This is a genomic window from Nocardia sp. N2S4-5, from assembly GCF_044628355.1.
Lineage (GTDB): Bacteria > Actinomycetota > Actinomycetes > Mycobacteriales > Mycobacteriaceae > Nocardia > Nocardia wallacei_B.
This window is the reverse complement of record NZ_JBIUPM010000001.1, coordinates 7,914,450-7,934,650: the sequence shown is the minus strand read 5'-3', so window position 1 is coordinate 7,934,650 and position 20,201 is coordinate 7,914,450. Positions and strand designations below refer to the sequence as shown.

General features: G+C 67.9%; 25 protein-coding genes. All 25 read right to left on the bottom strand.

Going from position 1 to position 20,201, the window contains the following annotated elements; genetic code table 11:
• A partial coding sequence (locus ACFMRZ_RS36740; protein WP_400182736.1) for a DUF2744 domain-containing protein occupies positions 1–455 on the bottom strand: 455 nt, incomplete at its 3' end.
• Between the two features lie 12 nt (positions 456–467).
• Complete coding sequence (locus tag ACFMRZ_RS36735; protein ID WP_400182735.1) at positions 468–2,126, bottom strand: phage tail protein; 1,659 nt, start codon at positions 2,124–2,126, stop codon at positions 468–470.
• Positions 2,127–3,062 (bottom strand): hypothetical protein, encoded by a 936-nt coding sequence (locus tag ACFMRZ_RS36730; RefSeq protein ID WP_400177336.1) that lies wholly within the window; start codon positions 3,060–3,062, stop codon positions 2,127–2,129.
• Positions 3,059–7,609: a phage tail tape measure protein gene (locus ACFMRZ_RS36725; RefSeq protein ID WP_400182734.1), complete on the bottom strand. Its 4,551-nt coding sequence runs from the start codon at positions 7,607–7,609 to the stop codon at positions 3,059–3,061. Before ACFMRZ_RS36725 ends, ACFMRZ_RS36730 begins: the two co-directional genes overlap by 4 nt.
• A gap of 4 nt (positions 7,610–7,613) precedes the next feature.
• Positions 7,614–8,000, bottom strand: a complete 387-nt coding sequence (locus ACFMRZ_RS36720; RefSeq protein ID WP_400182733.1) for a hypothetical protein — start codon at positions 7,998–8,000, stop codon at positions 7,614–7,616.
• Positions 8,001–8,023: 23 nt separating this feature from the next.
• Positions 8,024–8,500, bottom strand: a complete 477-nt coding sequence (locus tag ACFMRZ_RS36715) for a hypothetical protein (protein ID WP_400177334.1) — start codon at positions 8,498–8,500, stop codon at positions 8,024–8,026.
• A gap of 2 nt (positions 8,501–8,502) precedes the next feature.
• Positions 8,503–9,321: a hypothetical protein gene (locus ACFMRZ_RS36710; protein WP_400182732.1), complete on the bottom strand. Its 819-nt coding sequence runs from the start codon at positions 9,319–9,321 to the stop codon at positions 8,503–8,505.
• 57 nt (positions 9,322–9,378) lie between these two features.
• Positions 9,379–9,822: a hypothetical protein gene (locus ACFMRZ_RS36705; RefSeq protein WP_400177332.1), complete on the bottom strand. Its 444-nt coding sequence runs from the start codon at positions 9,820–9,822 to the stop codon at positions 9,379–9,381.
• A complete protein-coding gene (locus ACFMRZ_RS36700; protein ID WP_400182731.1) occupies positions 9,819–10,139 on the bottom strand; it encodes an HK97 gp10 family phage protein in 321 nt (106 codons plus the stop codon). Before ACFMRZ_RS36700 ends, ACFMRZ_RS36705 begins: the two co-directional genes overlap by 4 nt.
• A 2-nt stretch (positions 10,140–10,141) precedes the next feature.
• Positions 10,142–10,366: a hypothetical protein gene (locus ACFMRZ_RS36695; RefSeq protein WP_400177330.1), complete on the bottom strand. Its 225-nt coding sequence runs from the start codon at positions 10,364–10,366 to the stop codon at positions 10,142–10,144.
• An 11-nt stretch (positions 10,367–10,377) separates the two neighbouring features.
• Positions 10,378–10,764, bottom strand: coding sequence for a hypothetical protein (locus ACFMRZ_RS36690; RefSeq protein ID WP_400177329.1), 387 nt, complete (start codon positions 10,762–10,764; stop codon positions 10,378–10,380).
• Positions 10,761–11,153 carry a hypothetical protein gene (locus tag ACFMRZ_RS36685; RefSeq protein ID WP_400182730.1) on the bottom strand — a complete coding sequence of 131 codons (393 nt, stop codon included), beginning with the start codon at positions 11,151–11,153 and terminating at the stop codon, positions 10,761–10,763. Before ACFMRZ_RS36685 ends, ACFMRZ_RS36690 begins: the two co-directional genes overlap by 4 nt.
• Positions 11,150–11,440 carry a hypothetical protein gene (locus tag ACFMRZ_RS36680; protein WP_400182729.1) on the bottom strand — a complete coding sequence of 97 codons (291 nt, stop codon included), beginning with the start codon at positions 11,438–11,440 and terminating at the stop codon, positions 11,150–11,152. The genes ACFMRZ_RS36685 and ACFMRZ_RS36680 overlap by 4 nt, the downstream gene beginning before the upstream one ends.
• Positions 11,437–12,459 (bottom strand): major capsid protein, encoded by a 1,023-nt coding sequence (locus ACFMRZ_RS36675; protein WP_400182728.1) that lies wholly within the window; start codon positions 12,457–12,459, stop codon positions 11,437–11,439. Before ACFMRZ_RS36675 ends, ACFMRZ_RS36680 begins: the two co-directional genes overlap by 4 nt.
• A 17-nt stretch (positions 12,460–12,476) precedes the next feature.
• The gene (locus tag ACFMRZ_RS36670) at positions 12,477–12,854 is read right to left on the bottom strand and encodes a hypothetical protein (protein WP_400182727.1); all 378 of its coding nucleotides are present in this window, start codon (positions 12,852–12,854) and stop codon (positions 12,477–12,479) included.
• A gap of 19 nt (positions 12,855–12,873) precedes the next feature.
• Positions 12,874–13,509 (bottom strand): hypothetical protein, encoded by a 636-nt coding sequence (locus tag ACFMRZ_RS36665; protein ID WP_400182726.1) that lies wholly within the window; start codon positions 13,507–13,509, stop codon positions 12,874–12,876.
• A gap of 59 nt (positions 13,510–13,568) precedes the next feature.
• Positions 13,569–14,525, bottom strand: coding sequence for a hypothetical protein (locus tag ACFMRZ_RS36660; RefSeq protein ID WP_400182725.1), 957 nt, complete (start codon positions 14,523–14,525; stop codon positions 13,569–13,571).
• Positions 14,494–15,918, bottom strand: a complete 1,425-nt coding sequence (locus tag ACFMRZ_RS36655; RefSeq protein ID WP_400182724.1) for a phage portal protein — start codon at positions 15,916–15,918, stop codon at positions 14,494–14,496. The genes ACFMRZ_RS36660 and ACFMRZ_RS36655 overlap by 32 nt, the downstream gene beginning before the upstream one ends.
• 10 nt (positions 15,919–15,928) lie before the next feature.
• Positions 15,929–16,531, bottom strand: a complete 603-nt coding sequence (locus ACFMRZ_RS36650) for a terminase (RefSeq protein WP_400182723.1) — start codon at positions 16,529–16,531, stop codon at positions 15,929–15,931.
• Positions 16,509–17,585, bottom strand: coding sequence for a terminase (locus tag ACFMRZ_RS36645; protein WP_400182722.1), 1,077 nt, complete (start codon positions 17,583–17,585; stop codon positions 16,509–16,511). Before ACFMRZ_RS36645 ends, ACFMRZ_RS36650 begins: the two co-directional genes overlap by 23 nt.
• Positions 17,572–18,036 carry a hypothetical protein gene (locus tag ACFMRZ_RS36640; RefSeq protein ID WP_400182721.1) on the bottom strand — a complete coding sequence of 155 codons (465 nt, stop codon included), beginning with the start codon at positions 18,034–18,036 and terminating at the stop codon, positions 17,572–17,574. Before ACFMRZ_RS36640 ends, ACFMRZ_RS36645 begins: the two co-directional genes overlap by 14 nt.
• A gap of 591 nt (positions 18,037–18,627) precedes the next feature.
• The gene (locus tag ACFMRZ_RS36635; protein WP_400182720.1) at positions 18,628–18,888 is read right to left on the bottom strand and encodes a hypothetical protein; all 261 of its coding nucleotides are present in this window, start codon (positions 18,886–18,888) and stop codon (positions 18,628–18,630) included.
• Complete coding sequence (locus ACFMRZ_RS36630) at positions 18,888–19,481, bottom strand: hypothetical protein (protein WP_400182719.1); 594 nt, start codon at positions 19,479–19,481, stop codon at positions 18,888–18,890. Before ACFMRZ_RS36630 ends, ACFMRZ_RS36635 begins: the two co-directional genes overlap by 1 nt.
• The gene (locus ACFMRZ_RS36625; protein WP_400182718.1) at positions 19,478–19,711 is read right to left on the bottom strand and encodes a hypothetical protein; all 234 of its coding nucleotides are present in this window, start codon (positions 19,709–19,711) and stop codon (positions 19,478–19,480) included. The genes ACFMRZ_RS36630 and ACFMRZ_RS36625 overlap by 4 nt, the downstream gene beginning before the upstream one ends.
• Positions 19,705–20,034, bottom strand: a complete 330-nt coding sequence (locus tag ACFMRZ_RS36620; protein WP_400182717.1) for a hypothetical protein — start codon at positions 20,032–20,034, stop codon at positions 19,705–19,707. The genes ACFMRZ_RS36625 and ACFMRZ_RS36620 overlap by 7 nt, the downstream gene beginning before the upstream one ends.
• Between the last annotated feature and the right edge of the window lie 167 nt (positions 20,035–20,201).

Here is a 20,201-nt window from a genome sequence, read left to right as displayed (position 1 = left end):
TCGGTGACGGTGTGCTCGCCGGGCGGGAACCGCGGCGGATCATCGAGCTTGTCGATCTCGAACGCCTGCGGCTCGGGCGGCGGCGGCTTCTCGACCTTGTAGCCCATATAGCGGTACTTCTCGAGCTGCGCCTCGCGGGCATGAACGGTCAGCGTCTCCGGGTCCTGCACGTGCTCCGGCTCGGGCATCGGCGAGCCCGGCGGCACCCAATCCGCGTCACCGTTGAGCGGATGGTTCTGGCCGCGGGTCGGCGGCCTGTACTCCTTGACCGCGAGCGCGGGATCGATTGGCGGACAGCCGCATTCGCTCAGATGTTTGGAGATGAACCGGCAGATCGCCTCGGGCAGCACCATGCGCTGCATGCCGGGTCCCATCGGAATGCATTGCAGCGCAGGGAGAAACCTCTCTTCCGGATTGTCCGGGTCGATGTCCTGGAGCCGCCAGATCTTGCCCATAGCCTTCTCTCCTCAGAGCATTCCGAGATCGCGGGCGATGCTCGCCATGTCCTGCGCCATCTCCAGCGCGGCCTGTACCGGGTCCTCGGGCTCGCGGTGGCCGATGGTGAGTCCCCACCGCACGGCCTTGTCGCGGCCCCACTCGAGGACGATCTCGGTGATGCGGTCGACGTAGACGCGGCCCGACTGCCCCCAGTCCTTGACCGTGGTGCCGATGCGAGTGCCCAACCAGGCATTGCCCTTGCCGTTCTGGCCGATCCGCAGCCCCTCGGCACCATCTCGGACTGTGACTTCATGGGTTGTCCGCTCGCGGGTCGACCAGATCTTCGTTCGGAAGGCGATGAGCGCCGACACCCAGTAGGCGCGATCGCCTCCCTCGCAGAAGGTTTCGTGGAAGTGCGACCAGCCGAGATCGGCGACGCGATCGAACAGCTTGATCTTCTGGAATGCGGCTACCACATCGGTGTAGAGCGGCTTCAGAATGGCGTCGGCCGCGCCGCCGACCGGTGGCACGCCGATAGCCATGGCGATCAGGTCGCCGGCCATGTTGATCCCGAAACTGATGGCCTCGTTCACGCCATAGGCGCTGTGACCTCCCGTAATGAACGCGGAGTCGGAGGCCGGTTTCCACGAGAACTTGCTCGAGGTGATGGCGGTGCGCTCACCGTCGCGCAAGATGATTCCGGGCGCCTGCGGCAGCGTGCCCCACCAATTCGGCTGACTCAACTCGTCCGGGAACGCGGGGTTGTCGATGACGTCGATGCCCTCGGTGACGCCGTCCGAGGCGATCGTGGTGAAGCCGCGGACGAGGCCGGTCCAGACGTTGCCGCCGATATTGGTCTCGGTGGTCCATCCGCTGTTGTCGCGCAGACGCCAGATGATCGCGCCGGGCTTGATGTTCGCGCCCGGCCACGGCGGCGGATCATCGGCACGGTGTCGGCGCGGCTCCCACGTCAGCTGCGCGTCGGCCGCGATGTGTTTCTGTGTGTCGAAGAACGTCTTGAACCGCGAGTGCACGATGCACGGCGGGCTCGAATCCTGGAACAGGTCAACAGGTTCCACAACCTGCGACCAGGTGCTTTGGTCGAGGTTGACGTACTGCGACAGGTCGAACGGATTGTCGGGCAGAGTCCAGATTGCGGACTCGAGGCGGAGGATCTGCAGGAACAGGCTCAGCGACAGGGCGAACCGCGACGGCAGCGGGCCCATGATGAACAGCTTCGGGAACTGAAACTCCGGCGGCAGGAACGGGTTGCAGTAGACGATGATGTGCTTGAGGTGCTCCATGTCGTGCAGGAAGGTCGCCCGCACCACACGCTCGCCGGTCTCCGGATCCTTGGTCTGCTCGAGATTGTCGAGCGTCCCGGACCATTGCGCGCCGTCCTTCTCGACGACGGCGATGATGTTCTTTTTGCTGCGCGCATCGGTGTCGGTCATCCACCGCGCGAGGTAGTAGCGCGCGGGCAGCTCGATGACGCCGACGCCGACCTCGTTCTCGGGCAGCGTGAATTTCGCGCTGATCTCGCGGTGCACCTCGCCCGCGAGGACCATGTTGCCGTCGTACAGCTCGATCGTCGGCGGCTTCAGTCGGCGGTCTTCGTCCTTACGGAGGTTCTCGACGATCTCGCCGAAGATGGCGTTGATATCGAGGTTGGGGGCGACGACGGGCATTTAGTCCAGCCCCCATGGCCGCGGCCACTCACGCGGGCAGGTAACCCGGATCTTCGTGCCGATCGGCGCCTTGGTCACGGTCACCGGCACCTGCTGCCGCAGGGTGCCCGACCGAAGCGGATACATCATCCGTTTGCCGTTCATCCGCTGCCCGTACTCGGACCTCGTCGCGGTGACGAACTGGCCTTCGAACGCCATCGGGTCGGTGTTGACCCGCAGGTGCTCGCCGAGGTGCAGCGGCGCGAATACCACCTTGCGCAGCAGGTCTTCCTCGGCGCGCTCGTGAATGTCGTTGCCCCAGCTGTAATCCGGGAGCGTGACAGTCAGACCCTCATAGGTGGCCGTGATCTCCCAGATCGGGTACTGGTCGTAATCCTCGGGCAGCGGGTTGTCGACCCACACGTACCCGGTCTCAGTGCCGCCGCCGGTGGTGTCCGTGGCGGTGGTGAACGTGGACGGCTGCACATTCTCGATCCACCGCGGGTACGCGCCGACCAGCGGCAGCAGGATCAGTGCGCCCTTCTCGGAGTTCGGGTCGTTGTTGGTCTTGATCTTCGGCTTGTCACCGAGCCGCACCGGCAGATGCCGTCGGGAACCGTCCAGCTCCACCCAGATCCGGGATTCCCGCTTGTAGCTGAATGCCTTCCGAAATTCGGAATCGACCAGCCGCCAAGGCTTTTCCTTGGTCCCGACGATGTGGACGGCCAGGATGAAGTCGTACTTCTCCTCACGGATACCGCCGAAGTCCGCGCCCACCTGGAACGCCGTGCTGTTGTACAGCGCGGTCACCGGCGGGTCGTACATGCTGTCGAAGTCGGTCCCGGAGTCCTCGTCGGCGAGCGCGACGTTCTTCGACCACTGATCCGGCCCGGCGAGCGGCCACCACGCCTCGTTGCAGCCCTCGACCTCGATCCGGGCCTCGTCCAAGTCGATCATCGCCGCGGCACCAATCCCGCGACACGGTCGCGCTTGGCGAGGTCGATCATCCGTATCTCACGCCGGAACTCGCCCGCGGACATGCCGGTGTGCAGATTCTCGATCACGGTGCGGCCGTCGATGTGCTGCGTCAGCGCCCGGGCCGCCAGCTGCCCCAGCGCCGCCGGGGTCCGGGCCGCCCGCAGTTCCTCGGGCGACAGCACCCACTCGTCCTTGCCGCTGAGGTTCAATGCCGCGGCGCCGGTAGGCAGCGGGCCGCCCTGGTCGCGGATGAACGTCGGCACCTGGAACGTCTTGAGCAGCTGCTCGAGCCATCCCGGTGTGCCCGGCACGACCGGGCCCTGCTTCGCGATGTCCTCCTCGCTGTACTGCGCCGGTGTCGGATTGTCCTGCGCCAGCCCCTTCTTCGCCTGCTCGGCGCCGAGCGTGATCAGCGCGCCGCCGACACCCTGGATGTCGCCGCCGAGGCCGATCACCTGCAGCAGCTCGCTCGCGGCGCCGGTGACCGCGGTCTTGGCCACTTCGCCGAGCAGCTGCACGGGACTGCCGCCGCCGGATCCGCCGCTGCCGGACGCGCCGTTCAGCTCGTCGCGCTGCTTCTTCTGCTCGGCGACAACAGCATTCATGGCCTTCGCGAGCGCGAGATCGGATTGCCGCTGCTCGTCCGGTGTGGCCTCGGGGTCGTTGTAGGTGTCGTCGCGCTCGTCCTGGGCCTGGCGCACCGCCATCTGCAACTCTTCGAGGCGGATCTGATCGTCGGTCAGATTCCCGTCCAGAGGCGGCGCAGGCGTGACCGGGCCGCCCGTCGAGTTGGCCTCGTCGCGTTTCTGCTCCAGCTCCCGAATCCGCAGATCGGCGCGCTCGACGTCGATCTGCGCCTGCCGCTTGTCGTCCGCGGACTTCTTCGGGTCCTTCAGCGCCTCCTCGAGCTGCGACTGCTGCTTGCCCCGATTCAGCCGCGCCGACTCAAGTTCCAGCTCGTCGGACTGATCCCACGTCTTCTTGGTCTGACGAGACCGGGACGAACGCGACCGCGAGCCGTCATCAGGCGGGTTGAACAGCGTCCCAGGCAGGTAGAACTTCAACGGCAGGTTCCCGCTCGAAGCCGACTGCGCACCCGCACCGACCTGCACGCCGTTGCCGCCGGACTCCAGCGCGACGCCCGCGAGATCGCCGGCCATGTGCGAGTACTGGCCACCACCCCCGCGGTAGACGCCGATGTTCAAGCCGCGGCCGGTCGGGTCCAGACCGGTCCGGAAGCCCAGCGACGCGAAGTCGCTCTCGGTAGTGAACCAGCGCGTACGCGGGTCGAGGCCACGCAGCAGCGCGTATGCCGCGCTGATGAAACCGGAGCAGTCCCACGACGGGTTGCCGACGCCGGCGTATTGGTACGGCTTGCCGGACTCGCCGCGCAGGGACGTCAGCGTGCGGTCGACAGCGGTGATGCCGCCCTTGGCCATCTTCGTCAGGCCGTACCCGAAATGGTCTGCGACCGTGGACAAGATTTCGGTCGAGCGGCCACGCTTCGACTCCGCGAGCGGGATGAATGCCTCGCCGCCTGTCTCCGGCTCGGACACCTGGTAGTAGCGGGTCTGTGGCGACCAGACTGTCGCCTGCCCCGGCAGGTTGTCGATGCCACCCTCGGCGCGCGGCTGCACGGGCTGGGGAGCGATCGGCCCGATGAATCCCTCGGGCCGGTTCTTCGTCTGGTCGTAGTCGTACACGACCTTCTGCGTCTTGGTCGGCAGCTGCTTGTTGATCAGCTCGTCCAGCTTGGTGAGCACCGCGGCGATGTCCGGCGCCGAGATGTGCACGACGCCAGGCTTGCCGTTGACCGCGTCGATCTTGGCGCCGGTCTCCTCCAGCTGCTTGCGGGCATCCTCGGTCAGTGCCTTGACCGGGATGTTGACACCGTTCTTGTTGGCCTGCAGCATCCCTGCGATGACGACGAGCTGCTGCTCAACCGTGTCGGCGCCGCGCAGCTGGGCAAGAATCTGAATATCCGTGGGCAGGAGGCCGAGCTGCTCGGCCATCACCCGCACCTGGTCGGCGGACAGTCCGGTCGCGGTGCCGAGCGCCTGGAACTGGTAGGAGTTCTGCGCCAGGATCGGATCCATGTTCGCGCCGGCCTCGGCCGCGGTGATCGTGGCGTCCCGCATCCGGGTCAGCGTCTCGTAGAGCTTCTGGCCGTTCGCGCTGGCCGTGTCGACTTGGCCGCCCTGGCCCACCAGGGCGGCGCCGAATCCTTGCGTGCGATCCCACGCCTGCTCGGTGGCTGCCGTGGTAGCGCGCACCTGCGCGTTGTATTGGGCCAGCGCTTCCTGCACCGCGATGGGCTTGCCGCTCATGACATCCAGCGCGGTCTTCATCGCGTTGACCCGGTCTGCGGCCGAGCTGGACTCGTTGGCGAGAATCTTCACGGCGGCGGACAAATCGAAGAATCCCGGGCTCGCGGTCTGCGCGGCGGCGGCGGTCTGCGCGAGCTGGTCGTGTACGCCGATCAACGTCTGCGCGACCTGCTTACCGGCATCACCGCTGCGCTGCAGCTGCGCGATCAGGTTGTCGTAGGCGGGGCCGCCCTGCGTGACGGTCTGCCCGACGCCCTGCATGTCGATCTGCAGGTTGCCCATCACCTTGCGCAGCGCGTTGTACTGCTCCTCGCTGGCGGTGACCTTGTCGTAGTTCTTCTCCCACGCGTCGTTCGAGCCGAAGACGTTGCCGGTGATGTTGTCGATCTGGTGACCGAGTTCCTCCATCGGCTTGTGCCCGCGCTCACCGAGCGTGACGATCTCCGCCAGCGCGGATTGCACCGCGGCGTTACCGGCACCGAGCGCCTGATCTGACAAGGCGCCATTCGCTGCGGCGACCGCCTTGCCGAAGTCGGCCTGAGCACGAGCACCCGCCGCTGCCGCGTCAGCGAGTGCCCGTTGCGCACTGCGCGCCGAGTGCGATGCTTCGATGTTCGCGGTCAGCGCGGCGACACCGCCGGTCAGGGCCAGCGCCCATGGTCCGCCCAGCATGCCTACGACACCGCTGGCCGCCGACGAGACACCGCTCGCGGCGGCGGAGACAGTGCCTTGCGTGCGTGCGAGCACGGTCGCTTGCGCCGACGCGTTGCGGTACGCCTCTCCCATGCGGGAGATCACCGGCACCCGCGATTCGAGCGCGGCGACAGCGGAACCGAACTGGCCGATCTGCTGACCCGAGGCTGCTGCGAGTGACTGCTGCACCCGCATCTGATCCCCGAACCCCGTCAGCTGCGTCCTGGCGTTGCCGATCTGCGTCGACAAGGTCGAACTGAATGCGGTCGTCCGAAGCGCGACGAGCGCAGCGGCAGCGGCAAGCACGGGCGTGGGCAGGTCTGCGACCGCCTTAACCGCTGGCGCGATGCCCTGACCGAACCCGACCGCGGCATCCGCAGCATTGTGCAGGCCGTCCACGATGTAAGGGGTGGCGGTCGTGATGGCACCTGCGGCGGTCTTCGTGAACTGCTCGAGCGGGCCCTTCACCAAGTCGTACGTCGCCAGCGCCAGCCCTTCGGCCGCGTTCTGCGCGGCCTGCATGGCGCCGGGCAGGCCCTGCATCTTCGATGCGGCGACCTCGGCGGCCGAGCCCTGGCGGCCCATGGCGTTGCGCATCGAGTCGAACCCGGCCGCGCCCTTCTCCGCGGCGATGGAGGACAGGCGCATCGCGTCCGACCCGAACAGCACCGACGTGGCCGCCTGATACTGCTGGTCGGTCATGCGGCCGGCCGCGGTATCGAGCTGCTCGAACAGACTGTGCAGCCCGACGAACTTGCCTTGCGCGTCGTACACGCTGAGGCCGAGCTGAGAGATGGCCGCTTGTGCCGGCTTCCCGGTGTCGGTCAGCGCGAGCAGCGCCGACTTCAGCAACGTCCCGGCGTCGCTGCCCTTGATGCCGCTGTTGGCCAGCAGACCGATCGCGGCGGCCGTGTCCTCGATGGACAGCCCGAAACCGTGCGCGACCGCCGCACCGGACTGCATCGCGTAGGCGACATCGGTGATCTCGGCACTCGACGCGTTGGCCGTATTCGCGAGGACATCGGCGACGCGACCCGCCTGGTCGGCCTGCAAACCGAACGCCTGCAGCGCCGAACTCTGGATGGTCGCGGCCTCGGCGGCCTCGATGCCCGCGGCGGCCGCCAGCTGCAGCGAGCCTCGCGCCGCGGCCATCGACTGTTCGACCGTGAATCCGCCCTTGGCCAGCTCGAGCATGGCGCTCGCGGCGTCGTTGGCCGAGGTGCCGGGCAGGCTGATGTCGTTGCCGAGCTGGCGGGCCCGCGCCGACACCTGCGCCATCTGATCGGCGTTCGCCGACGCGACCGCCTTCATCGTGTTCAGGGTGACCGTGAAGTCGTTGCCGATCTTGATGACCTGCCCGAACGCGGCAGCGCCACCGATCGCCAGACCCAGCGCACCACCGATCGCGCCCGCCACACCGACCGCAGGGGCCAGCCCGCTCCGCAGCTTGCCCGCGAACTCGCGGGTATCGGGTGCGACGAGGATGTCTATCCGGCCACCGGGCAACGGGTCACCCCCTGTCCCTGTACATTTCGAGCACCTTGGCGAGACGCTGGCCGGGCGGCGGCTGGTCCGCCTGCTCGGTGCGCTTGGTCAGCTCGTAGGGCTTGTGATCGGCGCGGTACCGCTCGACGAGCGCCGCAGTCACCTCCGGGTCACGCAGCGCGACCGGCGGCAGCAGCGGCAGCGGCGGCGGGCGCAGACCGCGCCGCTTGCGTTCCATCCGCTCCTTCTTCACCTCGGGGTCGTCGGGATCGGTGGTCCCAGAGACGTAGTCGAAGGTGTTCAGGAAGTCGATGCGGTCGACCAGCATCGCGAGGTTCTCCGAGTCCCGGGCCGCCTGCTCGTCCCGGGCGTCCGCGTCGTCGATGAGCGCCGCCACATCGCGATACGGCATCTCGGCGAGCGCCCGGCGCAGGCTCAGGCCGTGATGGCGCTGGACTCGGGCGAAGGCAGCGCCCCACCGGCCTGGTTCAGCGATGCCGACCAGGGCACGGGCGCGAACAGTTTTCCCTCATGCAGCCCCGACAGATTCGTGATCCGGTTCAGGGCTTTCGCCGCATGCTCGGGACTGAGCGCCTGGATCTTCTCCCACAGCGCCGGGCCGTCGTCGCCCGCGACGACCGACAGCATCTCCTCGAGCTTGTTCTCGCTCGTGTACTGAAAGAAAGTGGCCGCTTCGTCGCCGGTGAACTGGCGGCGGATATCGGCGTCTACGCCGAGCAGTGTGATCGGCACCGGCTCGCCGCCGTCGACCGCGAGTTCGTCGAGGATGTTCACCCGCGTCGCCGCCGCCGCGGCCGGGGTCGCCGACCGCGCCGGACGGCGCGCAACAGCCTTGGCTGCCGTCTTGCGTGCAGCAGCCTTGGCCGCTGGCTTGCGTGTAGTCCCCGCCACGATCAGCCGATCTGGATCGTGCCGGCCGGGGTGAGGCTCGCACCGTCGCCGGACAGCGTGCCCGGCACCTTCAGGGTGACCGAGTAGGGGCCGCCCGCCGAACCGGTGACCACCGCGTTGCCGGTGCCCACGGTCGACAGCGCCTCGAGCGCGGACTGCACCGCCGACGCCGCAGCGTTGTAGGCGATACCGGTGGTGGTCTGCCCGCCCACCGTCAGCGTGAACGTACCGGCTGTGGTACCGGCAGGCACGGTCACCGTGGTCGACACCCACAGCGGGTTCCACGAGGTGAGCGGCACGAACGGCTCGAGTGCCAACAGCTCCAGCTCGAAGCCGTCGAGGTCCTCCTTACCGAAGGTCCTCGGCGGCGGCGTGGTGAGCGTGACCGACGGCGAGTAGAAACCGGCCGAGGTGCCCTCGTCGCGGATGTTGAGCAGAACGGCGAAGTCCTCGTCGTCGCCCGGGTTCCACTCGAACACACCGGAGCCAGGCGGCACCTCGGCGATGCTGCCGCCCTGCAGGGCGGTCAGCACGGTGGCGACCGAGTAGTCGACCGGGCGCAGCTTGATGCGCTCCTCGGTCGGACTCTTGATCACCTTGTACGGTGCGCGGCGGCGGTTCCACACCTTCTTCGGGGTGACGTCCCGGGTCGGGGTCACGTCGAATCCGGCCTCGATTCCGCCGAACGCATCCCACGACAGCGAGCCGGTGACGGGATTGTCGGCGAACGGATTGGTCGGGCGCGCGGTGCCCTTCGGCGCACGGAACCCGTCGCCGTCGAGCCACACATACGCCTTGTCGGGATCGGCATGAGTGCTCATGATGCCTCCAATGAGATAGACACCCAGCACTCGAATGCTGCTGGGCTGTAATAGTTTTCAGGCGCGCGGTGCGCGCATCTTCATTTCCACGCGGATCGTCGCCCGATACAGCGGGCTATCGACGCCGCGCTTGGTGTCGACGAAGTTGATCGGGCCCTCGAGCCAGCGCGCCCGCCAGCCCGACCCGCGGAACTCCTGAGGTGGCGCACGGTGCAGCAGCTCGCCTGCCAGCCCGGCCACATTCCAGGTCAGTTCTTCCGGATCGGTTGTGCCGCCGAGGATCTCGATCTTCGGCGCCCACACATCGACCTGCACCATCGGCCGCCGCGCCATCGGGTCCTCACCCACATGGCCCGGCGCGCGGATCGTCATACACACGCCGTTGAGCGGATCAGGCAGTTCGCGGGTCGTGATCGCGTCCGCCGGCACCATCGCGGTGATCTTCGGCTGCGCGATCAGGAACGCCCGCACCGCGCCGGGCGCGAACGGGATCGGGGTCACCGGCGGCGACCCTTCGGCTGCCACCCGGAATACCGACCACGGCTTCGCGCCGCGTCGGTCAGTGCGGCGTGCGCCGGGGTGTCGCTGGTCCCGTACTCCTTGTAAACGGCGTCCTCGTCCTCGTCGACCAGCCGCACATCATCGCCGGATGCCTCGACACCGATGCCATCGCGGTATTCGCCGGTGAACACGGGTGCCGACGCGCGAGCGTCCACTGCAGCTTCCTCGGCGGCCTCGCGCCGCTTCGGGGTCGACAGTTTCGCCGCGGCGAAGCGCACGGGGCCGTCGAAGATGGTGAGCCGGACCAGGTTCGCCATGGTCAGCGGGTGCGCTTCGGCCGATCGGTCGCGGCGTCCGCCTCGGCAGACTGCTCGGTCGCCTCGGTGACGGGCGGCCGGGCGTCGACCTCGACGGTCTTGACCACCGCGCCGCCCTCGGCGGGCGTCGCCTCACCCTTGCGGGCGGCACGGTGGCGCTTGTACGCCTTGCCCTGGTCGTCGCCGGTGTGGGTGACACCGGCGTCGTCTTTCCACGAAACGATCATCGGGAACTCCTTCAGTCCATGTCGGATGCGTGCCGCACGATCGCGGCGATGTACGCGGCCCGGCGCGAGCCCCTCGCGGGCCGCCGGACGCGGGGAGTGCCCTGCACGGTGACCTTGCCGCCGACGGGCACGATGTCGGCGTACTCGCCCGGGCCGTCGAACCGCCAGACATCGCGCCTGTTGGTCCCGCCCGGCAGGCCGGGATCGAGCAACAGGATCAGCTCGGAGACGGTCACACCGTCACCGAGGTCCTCCTGCTCGGGCGGGCGGATAAGCCGCTGCTGCAACAAGCCCGTCCACGGCACCTCATCCGGATCGCCCGGAATGTTGTTGCCGGTACTCGGGTCGGCGACCGGATCGGTCGGCCGCAGCAGGGTCCACCGCTCGCGCAGTTTCACGGGCGCGGACCGGGCATGATCGTGAACGCGTCGCTGCCGTCCTCGGCACCCGGCAGCAGGTCGTCGAGTTCGTCGTCGGTCAGATAGATCAGACCGGTCTTCGAGGACGGCGCGTACTGCTCGGAGATCTCCGGATACTCGCTGCGGATGACGTTGATACCGCGGTTCAGTGTGTCCAGGGCGCGCAGCACCATCGCGGCGCCGGTGCCCTTCACGAGGTCGATGTCGAGGGTGCCATCGGCGATTCGCTCGTCGAGACGGCCCACCTTCGACCGCAGCTTGGCAGACGCGATCCGGATGAACGCCTCGGCCTGGGCAGTGTCCTCGAAGGTCTCGCTCGAGATCTCCTCCAGGTACGCCAGGTCGAACAGCGGCGTCGGCGCGGTCACTGCTCGCGCGACTCCGTGATCACGGCGAGGATGTCGGCCTTCTTGGTGGCCTCACCGAGGTCGACCGGGTGCTCCGGATCGGCGGCCCACGCCTTCAACTCGGCGACGGTCCACGCCTCCGACGGATCGCCCGCCGGCGGTGCGGAATCGTCCTCGGGCTCCTCGGCCCACGCCGCAGGGTTGGTGATCTTCTTGACCGCCCACGTGGGAACGGCGTCTGCCGGGGTGAAGATGTGCACCGCGCCGTCGTCGCCGGAGACATGCACATCGGTGCGCAGCCTGCTCACGACAGCACCGTCGCGATCATCGAGGCGTTCGCGTTCAGCAGCAACGGCAGGCCGATGCCGCTGGCCTTGGTCCAGCGCGCGACCGGGTCGTTGTCGATGTAGGACCCGACCACGATGCCCGGCGCCTGGGTCTCGTCGATGCCGTACTCGGCCTCGAGCGCTTCCGCGGTGGTGCCCCAGTCGGTTTCGCCGAGCTTGATGCCGGGGCCAGGGGTGTAGAGCACCACGTTGTCAGGGATGAGCCGCACCGTGTTGCCGTTCGAATCCTCAACCTGGGCGTCGAACACCGTGAACGGCGGGTGGCCGAACGAGGTGAACAACGCGTTCACCTGATCCTTGGTGACCACACCCTGTGTCGAGCCCGGCGGCAGGGCGTAGGCCCGGATCGCGGCGTTGCGCATCAGCGTGGACATGACCCGCTGCGAGGTGATCGCTTCGCCCGGGTTACCACCGTTGAACGGCCGATACACGCCGAACCAGGTGTCCTGGTCGTTGATCGGGTCGGCCGCGCCGCTCCACAAAGTGGCCGCGGTGACGGTCAGGCTCGAGCTGCGCTGGAAGTCGGCGGTCAGATCGAGCCCGTTCTCGGCGAGGTGTACCTTGCCGGTGACGACCGACTCGGCCTTCGCCATGATCAGGCGCGTCCGCAGCGCGTCCGCCAACTCGACCGCGTCGTTGAGGATCGAATCCCGGATCGAGCTGTCCGCCTTACGCATCCGCAGGCGGTCGTACTCACCGAGTCGCCGCTTCTCGCTGAGCGGAGGCAGCTCGCCGGAGATCCGCACGACACCCTTGCGGCCGGTGATCGGCGCCTCGGTGTCGTAGCTGCGGAACCTGCCCGCACGCTTCAATCCGCGCTGGGTGATGTTCGCCCGGAAATCGACGTCGTCGATCAGGGTGTCGGGCAGCAGCTCGTCGATGACCGACAGGTTGTTGACCGGCCGGTCTGCCAGAGCTTCGCGGACATATCCGGTCAGCTCCGCCGGGGTGATGTAGTCGCTATTGATGACTAGTGCCATGACTATTGCACCTCCTCTCAGAAGTAGCGGATCGAAGTGATGGTGGCCTGACCAGTGGCGTTGAGCGCCTGCGGCAGCTTCGCGGCGATAACCGCGCCGTGCCAGTACAGAGCGCCCGACACCTTCGTGACGCCGGCGGGAACATTGACCGGGGTCATGAGGTGTCCTGCAACCGGGAAATCGGTGTCGCCGTTGACGAACGGCGCGTAGAGGCCCGAGGCCACCTTCTTCACCGCGTATCCGGACTTGATGTAGCCGTTCGGGTAATAGGTACCCGCCGTCCACAAGGCCAGATCCAGGGTGATCGTGCGGGCACGATCGGTGCCTTCGGCAGTCGCCATCCAGGTCGGATCGTCGGCGCCGAAGGTTTCGGTCTTGAGACTGATGTCCATCATTCCCCTCCTTTCAGGGGTTCTACTTGCGTGGATTGCGCTGCCGGTACAGGTCGCGCCCGGAATCCATGGACCCTGTCGCGTCCTGCTGGCCGCCGCCCTGCCGCGGATCGGGCTTCGGCGGCGGGGTGCCCGGGGGTGTGGGCGACGGTGCGGCAGCGCCGATTTCCGCCTTGAACACCTGGGCGTCGGCGCGAAGCTCCTCGAGCGTTTTGCCGTTGAGGCGCTGTGCGGAACTGAGCGGTAGTCCCTCGGCAGCCGCGGCCTCGTAGCGGAGCGCCTTCGCGGCGTCCTGCTCGAGTTCGCGGATGCGGTCCGCGGTACGTTCCGCCTCGGTCTTCTGGGCGTCCTCGAACGCCTTGACCTTCGCCTCGAGGGTCTTCTGTGCCTTCTCTGCCGCTGCCCGTGCTTGCCGCTCGGCCTCCAGCGCCTTCTTGCCGCCCTCGCCCAGAACATCGGGATCCGGATTCGGCGTCGGCGTGGATGCGGGCGGATTCGGCGGCGCGCCCGCCGGGGGCGGAGGCGTGGTGCCGGGGGGCGCGGGCGGCGGAGGGTCGCCCTCCGGGGATGCGCCGCGGACCGGCCAGATCGGGGCGCCGTTGCGGCGGATCCCGATCGCCCGCCCGAAGCGGGGATGCGTGGGCAGCAGAGTGTTCACGGGGTGTTGTTCCTCCATCGCGGGGGCGGTCCGGTCGCGCGTCGCGCGCGGCGGAAATCTCAGGGGTTCAGGTAGCCGTTCAGCTGCAGCAGCCGCAGCACGTCGGCGCGGTCCTCGCCGATCTCGTAGATCGCTTCCGGCATCAGCCGCGGCGTCCGCTTCGGGGTCCGGCCACGCTCGCGGATCCGCCGACCGGCCAGACCGTGCTTCGTCACGCCCTCCGTCGTGATCAGCAACTCGCGGCCGTAGACGCCTGCGAGCTTCATGCCGCGCCGGGCGTTCACGATCTGCGCGGGATCTGCGCCTTCACGGATCGCCTCAGCGCCCGCGACCGTGAATATCTCGGTTTGCTGCTTGGTCGTGAGGCTGTCGAAGTAGAGCTGAGGATCCGTCCGCAGATCCCCTGCGCGGTCCTCGGCCGCCGGGATGTGCCGGCAGTCGCAGCCGGGGTGCCGCAGGAAGCTGGCCTTGCGGTACCAGCGGCCCGCCAGGATCGCGCACCGCGAGCAGGACGGCGGATTGAGCATCCGCACGTACCCGGCATTCCGCCGGGCTGTGATCCCGAGTCCGACCGCTGCCCGCGAGGCGTCAGCGATCTGCGTCTGCGTGTAGACCAGCAGCGTCTTCACGCCACCGGCCCACGCCGCCGCAGGCGAGAGCCCCTGCCCGACTTGGTGTTTGGCGGCGATCACCGCGCCGTACAGCAGACCCTCGAGTTCCCGGCCGTCCGAGGCAACCCCGACCAGCGGGCTCGTGTCGATCCCGGCGTCCGGGTCCATCGGTGTCCCGAGTTCGTCCAGCACGTCGCCGACATAGTCGTCGGCACCCTGGACCGCCTTCCGCTGGCCGAGCCTGATCGCCGCGGCCAAGCGGTCCGCATTCGCCGCGAACCAGGTATCGAACTCCGCGGGCGGCCGGGTGCCCCAGATGTCGCGGGCGGCGATGAGCACCCGCGCGGTGATCGCGCGCTGCTCGTCGTAGTACTCAGCCGACGACTGCGGCAGCAGCGGCGCCATCGCTGTTCGGGCTCGGCTCGGTGTTCAGGCTGCGATTCAGCTGGTTGAGCGGATCGCGTTCCGCCTCGGCGTCGAAGTAGCCTCGCTCACGGGCCTTGCGCGCCTCGTCCCAGCCCATGTCGTCCCAGGCACCCTCGCGCGACAGCACAGCGACCCCGCCGGTCTGCTTCTGGATGGCGTCGGCTTCCTCGGCCTTCGTCGGGGTTGCCGGGTTGCGCCAGTCCACGGCGATCGGCCGGCCTTCCGACGGCCATTCGCTCGTGCGGAACCGCTCGTACAGCGCCATCGCCCAGCCGAGCGCGGTACCGACGTGCTCGTTGGACTCCTCGACGTTGGACACGATCCGGGACTCGTCGGCGCGGATAGCGCCCTCAGCGGCCGGGTTCGCGGTGTTCTGGCCGAAGAACCGCACCGGCAGGCCCGTGACGCTCGAGGCCAGCTCGGCGTACATCTTGATCGTGTCGTGGAAGTTCCGCAGGTCCGACCCGGCGAACTGGCCGAGCTGGGCCTCCTTCGGGCCCTTCTGCGTCGCCCAGATCGCCTGGTAGTAGGACTGCCACACCGGCAGCATGTTGCCCTCGCGGTCGACGAAATCGCCCTTGCTCACACCCAGCGCCCACCGCGGCGGCACAGCGTGCGTCTCGACAGCGAGCTGCAGGTTGGTCAGTGTGCGGGCGCAGGCATCGGTGATCGGCATGACACTGCCCATCTCCGTTGCGCCGTTCCACTTCCCGAGCCGACGGCGATTCAGCACCACAATTACCGGCACCTTGCCGAGGTCGTGCCGGTCGGGCTCGCTGTCGCCGCCGGTGGTGTCGATCTCCCACCCGCCCTTGCCGACAACGAGCTGAATTGTCTTGTCGGGCAGGAACAGCGTGCCGACGCGCTCGCCGTTCTCCTCCCGATATTGGCGCAGCGCCGCGTCGATCCGGCGGCGACGCTGGTTGACGATCACCGACATCTGTTTCGGTGACTCGAGAGTGATCAGCGGATGCTCGGCGTCGTCCTCGTTGGTGCCGACCGCGAGGAAACAACGCCCGAAAATCCGCGTCTCCTTGCACAGAACCGGGATCTCGCTCGACAGATTGTTCGCATCGAACCCCTCCTGCAGCGCCTTGTCGAGCGGGTCCTTGCCGTCACTGCCGGGCCGGTAGACCGACTTCACCTTCTGCCGGCGCATCAGCTCGTCGACGTACATGCCGGGCCAATTCGCGATCAGCTCGAACAGCCGCTGCTCCTCCGGCACCGCGAGACCCATGTGCTTGATGCGTTGCGCACCGTCGTAATAGGCGTCGTGCAACCGATCGTGGTGCTGCAGCTTGTGCAGCTTCGAGTTCAGCTTGCCGACGATGTCCCGCTCGTCGGCGGTGAGCGTCGTACGCAGTTCGACCACGTCACCTCCATCAGCTGAAACAGAACATCCGGCCGTCGACGTCGTCCCAACCGGTCTCGCGGGCATCCGACGCCGCCTCGTGCGCCAGGATCGACGCCATTGCCGTGTCGATCTTCTGGTGCTGACTCGGCTTACCGAGGATGTATTTGTCGCCCGGCTTCGGCACCTTGCGGGCGTTACGCATGTGCGCCTCGGCGATCGGGCAGCCATCCTGTGTGATCCTGGTGCGCAGATCGGTTTCGAATCGGCGGATCGCCGCGTGCATGGCGGTAATGCGGTTCGTCGCCCACGGCACCACCCGATCGTCGCCGTACTTCAGCGCCCACTCGCCGCCCTCGGACTGCCAGTCGTACGGGTCGAAGTAGAACCGGGCCACATTCCAGGTCCCGAACAACTCGTCGACCGCGACGTGCACCTCGCCGCGCGGGATCCGCCCGCCGTGCTCGGCCGGGTTCCAGATCGTCGGTCGCCGGTCGGGACCGAACCGCGGGGTGAACAGCAGCCCGTCGCGGGTCTCGCAGCGCAGCGCCGTCCAGTCGTCCGTTTCCGAACCATCGAAACCAGCGCAGACCGCTGTGCCAGCGGGCGGGTTAGGAAGCCACAGCTTCGGCATACCGCGACTCCCACAGCCCCGCGGGCAGCCAGGTTCCGGCCCTCGCGACCAGCCTGTTGCCGAAGAATCGTTCAGCCTGCGCCGGGTCGGTCTCGGCCAGCTCGACCGCCTCGGCCTCCACCGAGTCGATGTTCACCCACGGCGAACCGCGGTAGACATAGCGCAAGATCTTCCGGCGCTCGCGCTTGTTGGACCACGACAGACCAGCCGGGGGCATCCGGAAGAACTTCCAGACGTCAGGCGCATTGCTCTCGTAGGTGCGCTGCGCGGTCGAGTTCTCCGCCGGATCCCACGCATTCGAGGTCTCCAGCGTCCGGCCACCCATGCCGGCCGCGCCGCGCCGTTGGGTCTCGGCGATGCCGACCATTTTGTTCTGCTTGGTGTACAGGCCGGTCTCATCCTGCAGCGCGAACGAAATCGGGTTGCCGACTCGGCCTGTCGCGCTGGATGTCACGGCGTCGATGCGGTCGAAATCCACGCCACCGACTTCGCCCATGATCCGGATGAAGCCCTCGCGCACCGCCATCAGGTCCGACAACGGGCCGAGCTTGATCATCGCCGTGAGCGGCCTGTACACGTTGCCGACTTGATCTTCATTGGTCGCTGTCAGCTGGACGACCGGCGACGGATGGCGCATGCCCATCGGCTCGCCCGGGAGATATTCGTACTCCCAGCCGCAGCCGCAACCCCAGTCAGAGCACGCCCATCCGTCGCCTTTACCCGCCCAGCCGAGAAACTGACTCGGCCCGGCAGCCTCGACGCATACGACCGAAGCGCCCCAAGGTCCTTTCCCGGTCTTATGGGGGCCGACGACCTGTGATCGGCGGTAGACGAACGCCTGGTTCAGCAGGGGTTCGTCATCGCTCGGCCACTCGACGCCTGGACGGATCCGGTAGTGGTTCGCCGAGCACCAGAATTGCCAGTCGGACCAGCGGAATTCGCCACCGCGGGTCAGCCGGTCAGGCTGGCGGCAATGCTGACGCACCCACGCATCGGCGACGTCACCGAGCGTCGGGAAGTCGACGATCCAACCGTCGTCGTCAGCTACTCCCACCAGACACCGACCTCAACCGGCGCTCCTGCTTCGCGGCGGTCTGCGGCTTGCGCGCCGTCCGAACCTTCGCGATCTCGTCGGAGGCGATCGCCCAGCTGTTCTCGCGCAGGCCGGCCGGGGTCAAGCCGATCTGGTCGGCGAGCCGGGTTGCCGCGGCGACGGCCGCCGCGGTGGCCTTGGCTTGCTCGGCCTTGACCTTCCAGCGGACATACATGGCGACCGTCTCGTGCCGCCACGACTCCCGCGCCCACGCCGAAGCCTGCGGATAGGTCCAGACCTTCGCCCACAGCGCCCGCTCGCGGGCCGTCGGCCGCGGCAGTGGGAAGTCAGGGACGTCGCCGGAATAGCCTTCGGCGGGCAACTGCGTGAAGCTCAGGCCGCGCCGATCGGACCGGCCGGACGTCGGGTCCGGTTGCGGGCCACTGCGATTCCGCGCACCACCACGGGGCATGTCGGTACCTCCTGCTCGACGGCATCGCGCCGTCCGGACAGATGAACCCCCGCCGGCATCGCGCCAACCGGAGCAGCGACCGCGGTTGCATAACCGCAGGTCAGGAACTTTTGAACTCTCCGCACCACCTAGCGGCCTCAGCCGGGGTGGCGGTGGGGTGGGGGGTCAGGGGCCCTCCCCCTGGGGTGCATAACCGCAGGTCAGAGCGTTGCCCCTGCGGCCGGTCCGTTTGCGTTTCCGCAGGTCAGAGGGGTCGCGCCCTTGCGGCCGTTGCATGCCGCGCAGAGGATGGCGAGCGGTCCTCGGGGGTCGCCACCGAGTGCGATGGGGGTGATGTGGTCGGCAGTGAGGTCGGCCGCGGGGTGTCCCTGCCGATGCCATCCGGGGCACCAGTGCCCGTGCTGGGCGATGTGTGCTCGGACTGCTGCTGCTCGGCGTTGCCGCTCGGCGTGGTCGCGGGTGGCCTTGGTCGGTGTGGTCCGCTGTCGATGCCGCTCGTGGTCGAGTCGATGCTTCGCGCATCGGGTCTCTGGTTGCAGGGCAGGGCAGCCAGGTACCGAGCATGGACGCATGCGTGCCCGGGCCATCGCCCTACTCGCCGTCCGAACGTCCGACTCGGATCACCGTGCACGGGACGGGGTTCAGGTCTTCGATGAACGTCATCCAATAGGCGGAGCCCGTGTGGTTCAGCGAGGCGGAGCCGTCAGGGTAGCGCTGGACCACGCCCACAATCTCGTCCTCGGGATCCCCGGAATAGCCGAGCCAGCTGATGATCGAGCCGTCTGGCAGGTTCGCTATGTCTGCCGTGGCGGTGAGTGTTTGGCCGGCGGTGACCATTGCTCGATCGCTCATCACCCTGCCGCTTCTGTCTCGTACATCAGCGGCCCGCGTTCGTCGATGCCGCAACCGGATGCGTATCGGCAGGCGAGGCGCACAGCCAGGTCGACTGCGTGCTCCGGTTCGGCATTGAGGTCGAGCGAGGTGTGCATGCTGCCGAGCGCTACGTCGGCGCCGGTGCCGAGCGCCAAGACTCCGGAGTGTGGTCGGCTGGCGGTGTGGGTGTAGATCCACCAGAGATGGTGTCGCCATGCCAGCACGAGCGTGCCGTCGATGGCGGCCGCACCATTGCTCACGGCGGTGGTGACGAGCGGCGGGTTGGCGTCGGCGAGCGCTCCGGTGATGCCATCCGCGATCGTGTCCGCCCATGCGTCTGCGTCGCTGGCGCTGGCAATGTTGGGCGTGTCGGCCAGTTTCACGGCTCGCCGGACGGCCGGTACGAGGCTGGCGTCGCCGGATGCGCCGATGAGCACCCTTTCGCCGTTCGGAGTGCGGAGGATGCCGATCTTGCCTTCGGCGCTGTACATGCCGGTGCCGCTGTAGTCGGTGCGGGTGTCGCATCCCATGATCACGCGGTTGCCGGTTGCGACGGCGGCGATGATGGTCACGCGACCGGCTCGTATTCCTGCTCGAACACGTCGGGCTTGCAGATCACGAACACCCCGGCGCTGTCCCGGATCACCCAGTCGTCGGCGGTGGGCTCGACGGTGCCGCCGCCGGCTTCGATCCACCGGTGGATCGCTGCGGCTTCGGCCTCGGTGAGATTGTCTCGGTATTGGACGGCCTCGACGAGCGCGCCGTCCTTCAGGTAGTGCCGCAGGGGGACGAGGTTCAGCATGGCCGCTCGTACGTCTTCTCGAAGATGTCGGGCTTGCAGGGGTAGAACTCGCCTGCCACGCCTCGGATCACCCAGTCGTCGAGGTCGACCCAGTGCAACCCCTCGAGGGTGGAGATGATCATGCGGCCGTCGCGGGGGTCGATGCTGACGCCGCTGGCCGGGTAGGGCTTGAGGCCCTCGATCACGTCCATGGGCTCGAAAGAGCCGAGCGTGTTCTTCTCAATCCAGCCGTAGACGACCATCGCTTCGGCGGCCGAGAGGCCGCGCGAGAATTGCATGGCTTCGATCTCGACGGGCTTCTTACGGAAGCGCTGGGGCTGCATCAGCCGAGCAGCGCTTCGAGGGCGGTGCCGAGAGCGCAGCCGAGGGCCTGCCAGGGCACGAAGTGCGCGACGGCCGAGAGGGTTTCGATCATGGGGGTTCTCCATCAGGTCGGGTGTGCGGCGCGCAGCAGCACCACCCCGGGTTGGAATCCGAGGCTTGCGGAGCG

What these genes read in the sequence shown, in the direction of transcription:
- ACFMRZ_RS36640 (WP_400182721.1), bottom strand. Translation starts at nt 18,036, where the DNA reads ATGCCCCGTGGTGGTGCGCGGAATCGCAGTGGCCCGCAACCGGACCCG.
- ACFMRZ_RS36695 (WP_400177330.1), bottom strand. Translation starts at nt 10,366, where the DNA reads ATGATCGTTTCGTGGAAAGACGACGCCGGTGTCACCCACACCGGCGAC.
- ACFMRZ_RS36710 (WP_400182732.1), bottom strand. Translation starts at nt 9,321, where the DNA reads ATGAGCACTCATGCCGATCCCGACAAGGCGTATGTGTGGCTCGACGGC.
- ACFMRZ_RS36675 (WP_400182728.1), bottom strand. Translation starts at nt 12,459, where the DNA reads ATGGCACTAGTCATCAATAGCGACTACATCACCCCGGCGGAGCTGACC.
- ACFMRZ_RS36625 (WP_400182718.1), bottom strand. Translation starts at nt 19,711, where the DNA reads ATGCTGAACCTCGTCCCCCTGCGGCACTACCTGAAGGACGGCGCGCTC.
- ACFMRZ_RS36720 (WP_400182733.1), bottom strand. Translation starts at nt 8,000, where the DNA reads ATGCCGTATCGCGATGTGGCGGCGCTCATCGACGACGCGGACGCCCGG.
- ACFMRZ_RS36730 (WP_400177336.1), bottom strand. Translation starts at nt 3,062, where the DNA reads ATGATCGACTTGGACGAGGCCCGGATCGAGGTCGAGGGCTGCAACGAG.
- ACFMRZ_RS36700 (WP_400182731.1), bottom strand. Translation starts at nt 10,139, where the DNA reads ATGGCGAACCTGGTCCGGCTCACCATCTTCGACGGCCCCGTGCGCTTC.
- ACFMRZ_RS36670 (WP_400182727.1), bottom strand. Translation starts at nt 12,854, where the DNA reads ATGATGGACATCAGTCTCAAGACCGAAACCTTCGGCGCCGACGATCCG.
- ACFMRZ_RS36660 (WP_400182725.1), bottom strand. Translation starts at nt 14,525, where the DNA reads ATGGCGCCGCTGCTGCCGCAGTCGTCGGCTGAGTACTACGACGAGCAG.
- ACFMRZ_RS36620 (WP_400182717.1), bottom strand. Translation starts at nt 20,034, where the DNA reads ATGCAGCCCCAGCGCTTCCGTAAGAAGCCCGTCGAGATCGAAGCCATG.
- ACFMRZ_RS36735 (WP_400182735.1), bottom strand. Translation starts at nt 2,126, where the DNA reads ATGCCCGTCGTCGCCCCCAACCTCGATATCAACGCCATCTTCGGCGAG.
- ACFMRZ_RS36650 (WP_400182723.1), bottom strand. Translation starts at nt 16,531, where the DNA reads ATGCCGAAGCTGTGGCTTCCTAACCCGCCCGCTGGCACAGCGGTCTGC.
- ACFMRZ_RS36635 (WP_400182720.1), bottom strand. Translation starts at nt 18,888, where the DNA reads ATGAGCGATCGAGCAATGGTCACCGCCGGCCAAACACTCACCGCCACG.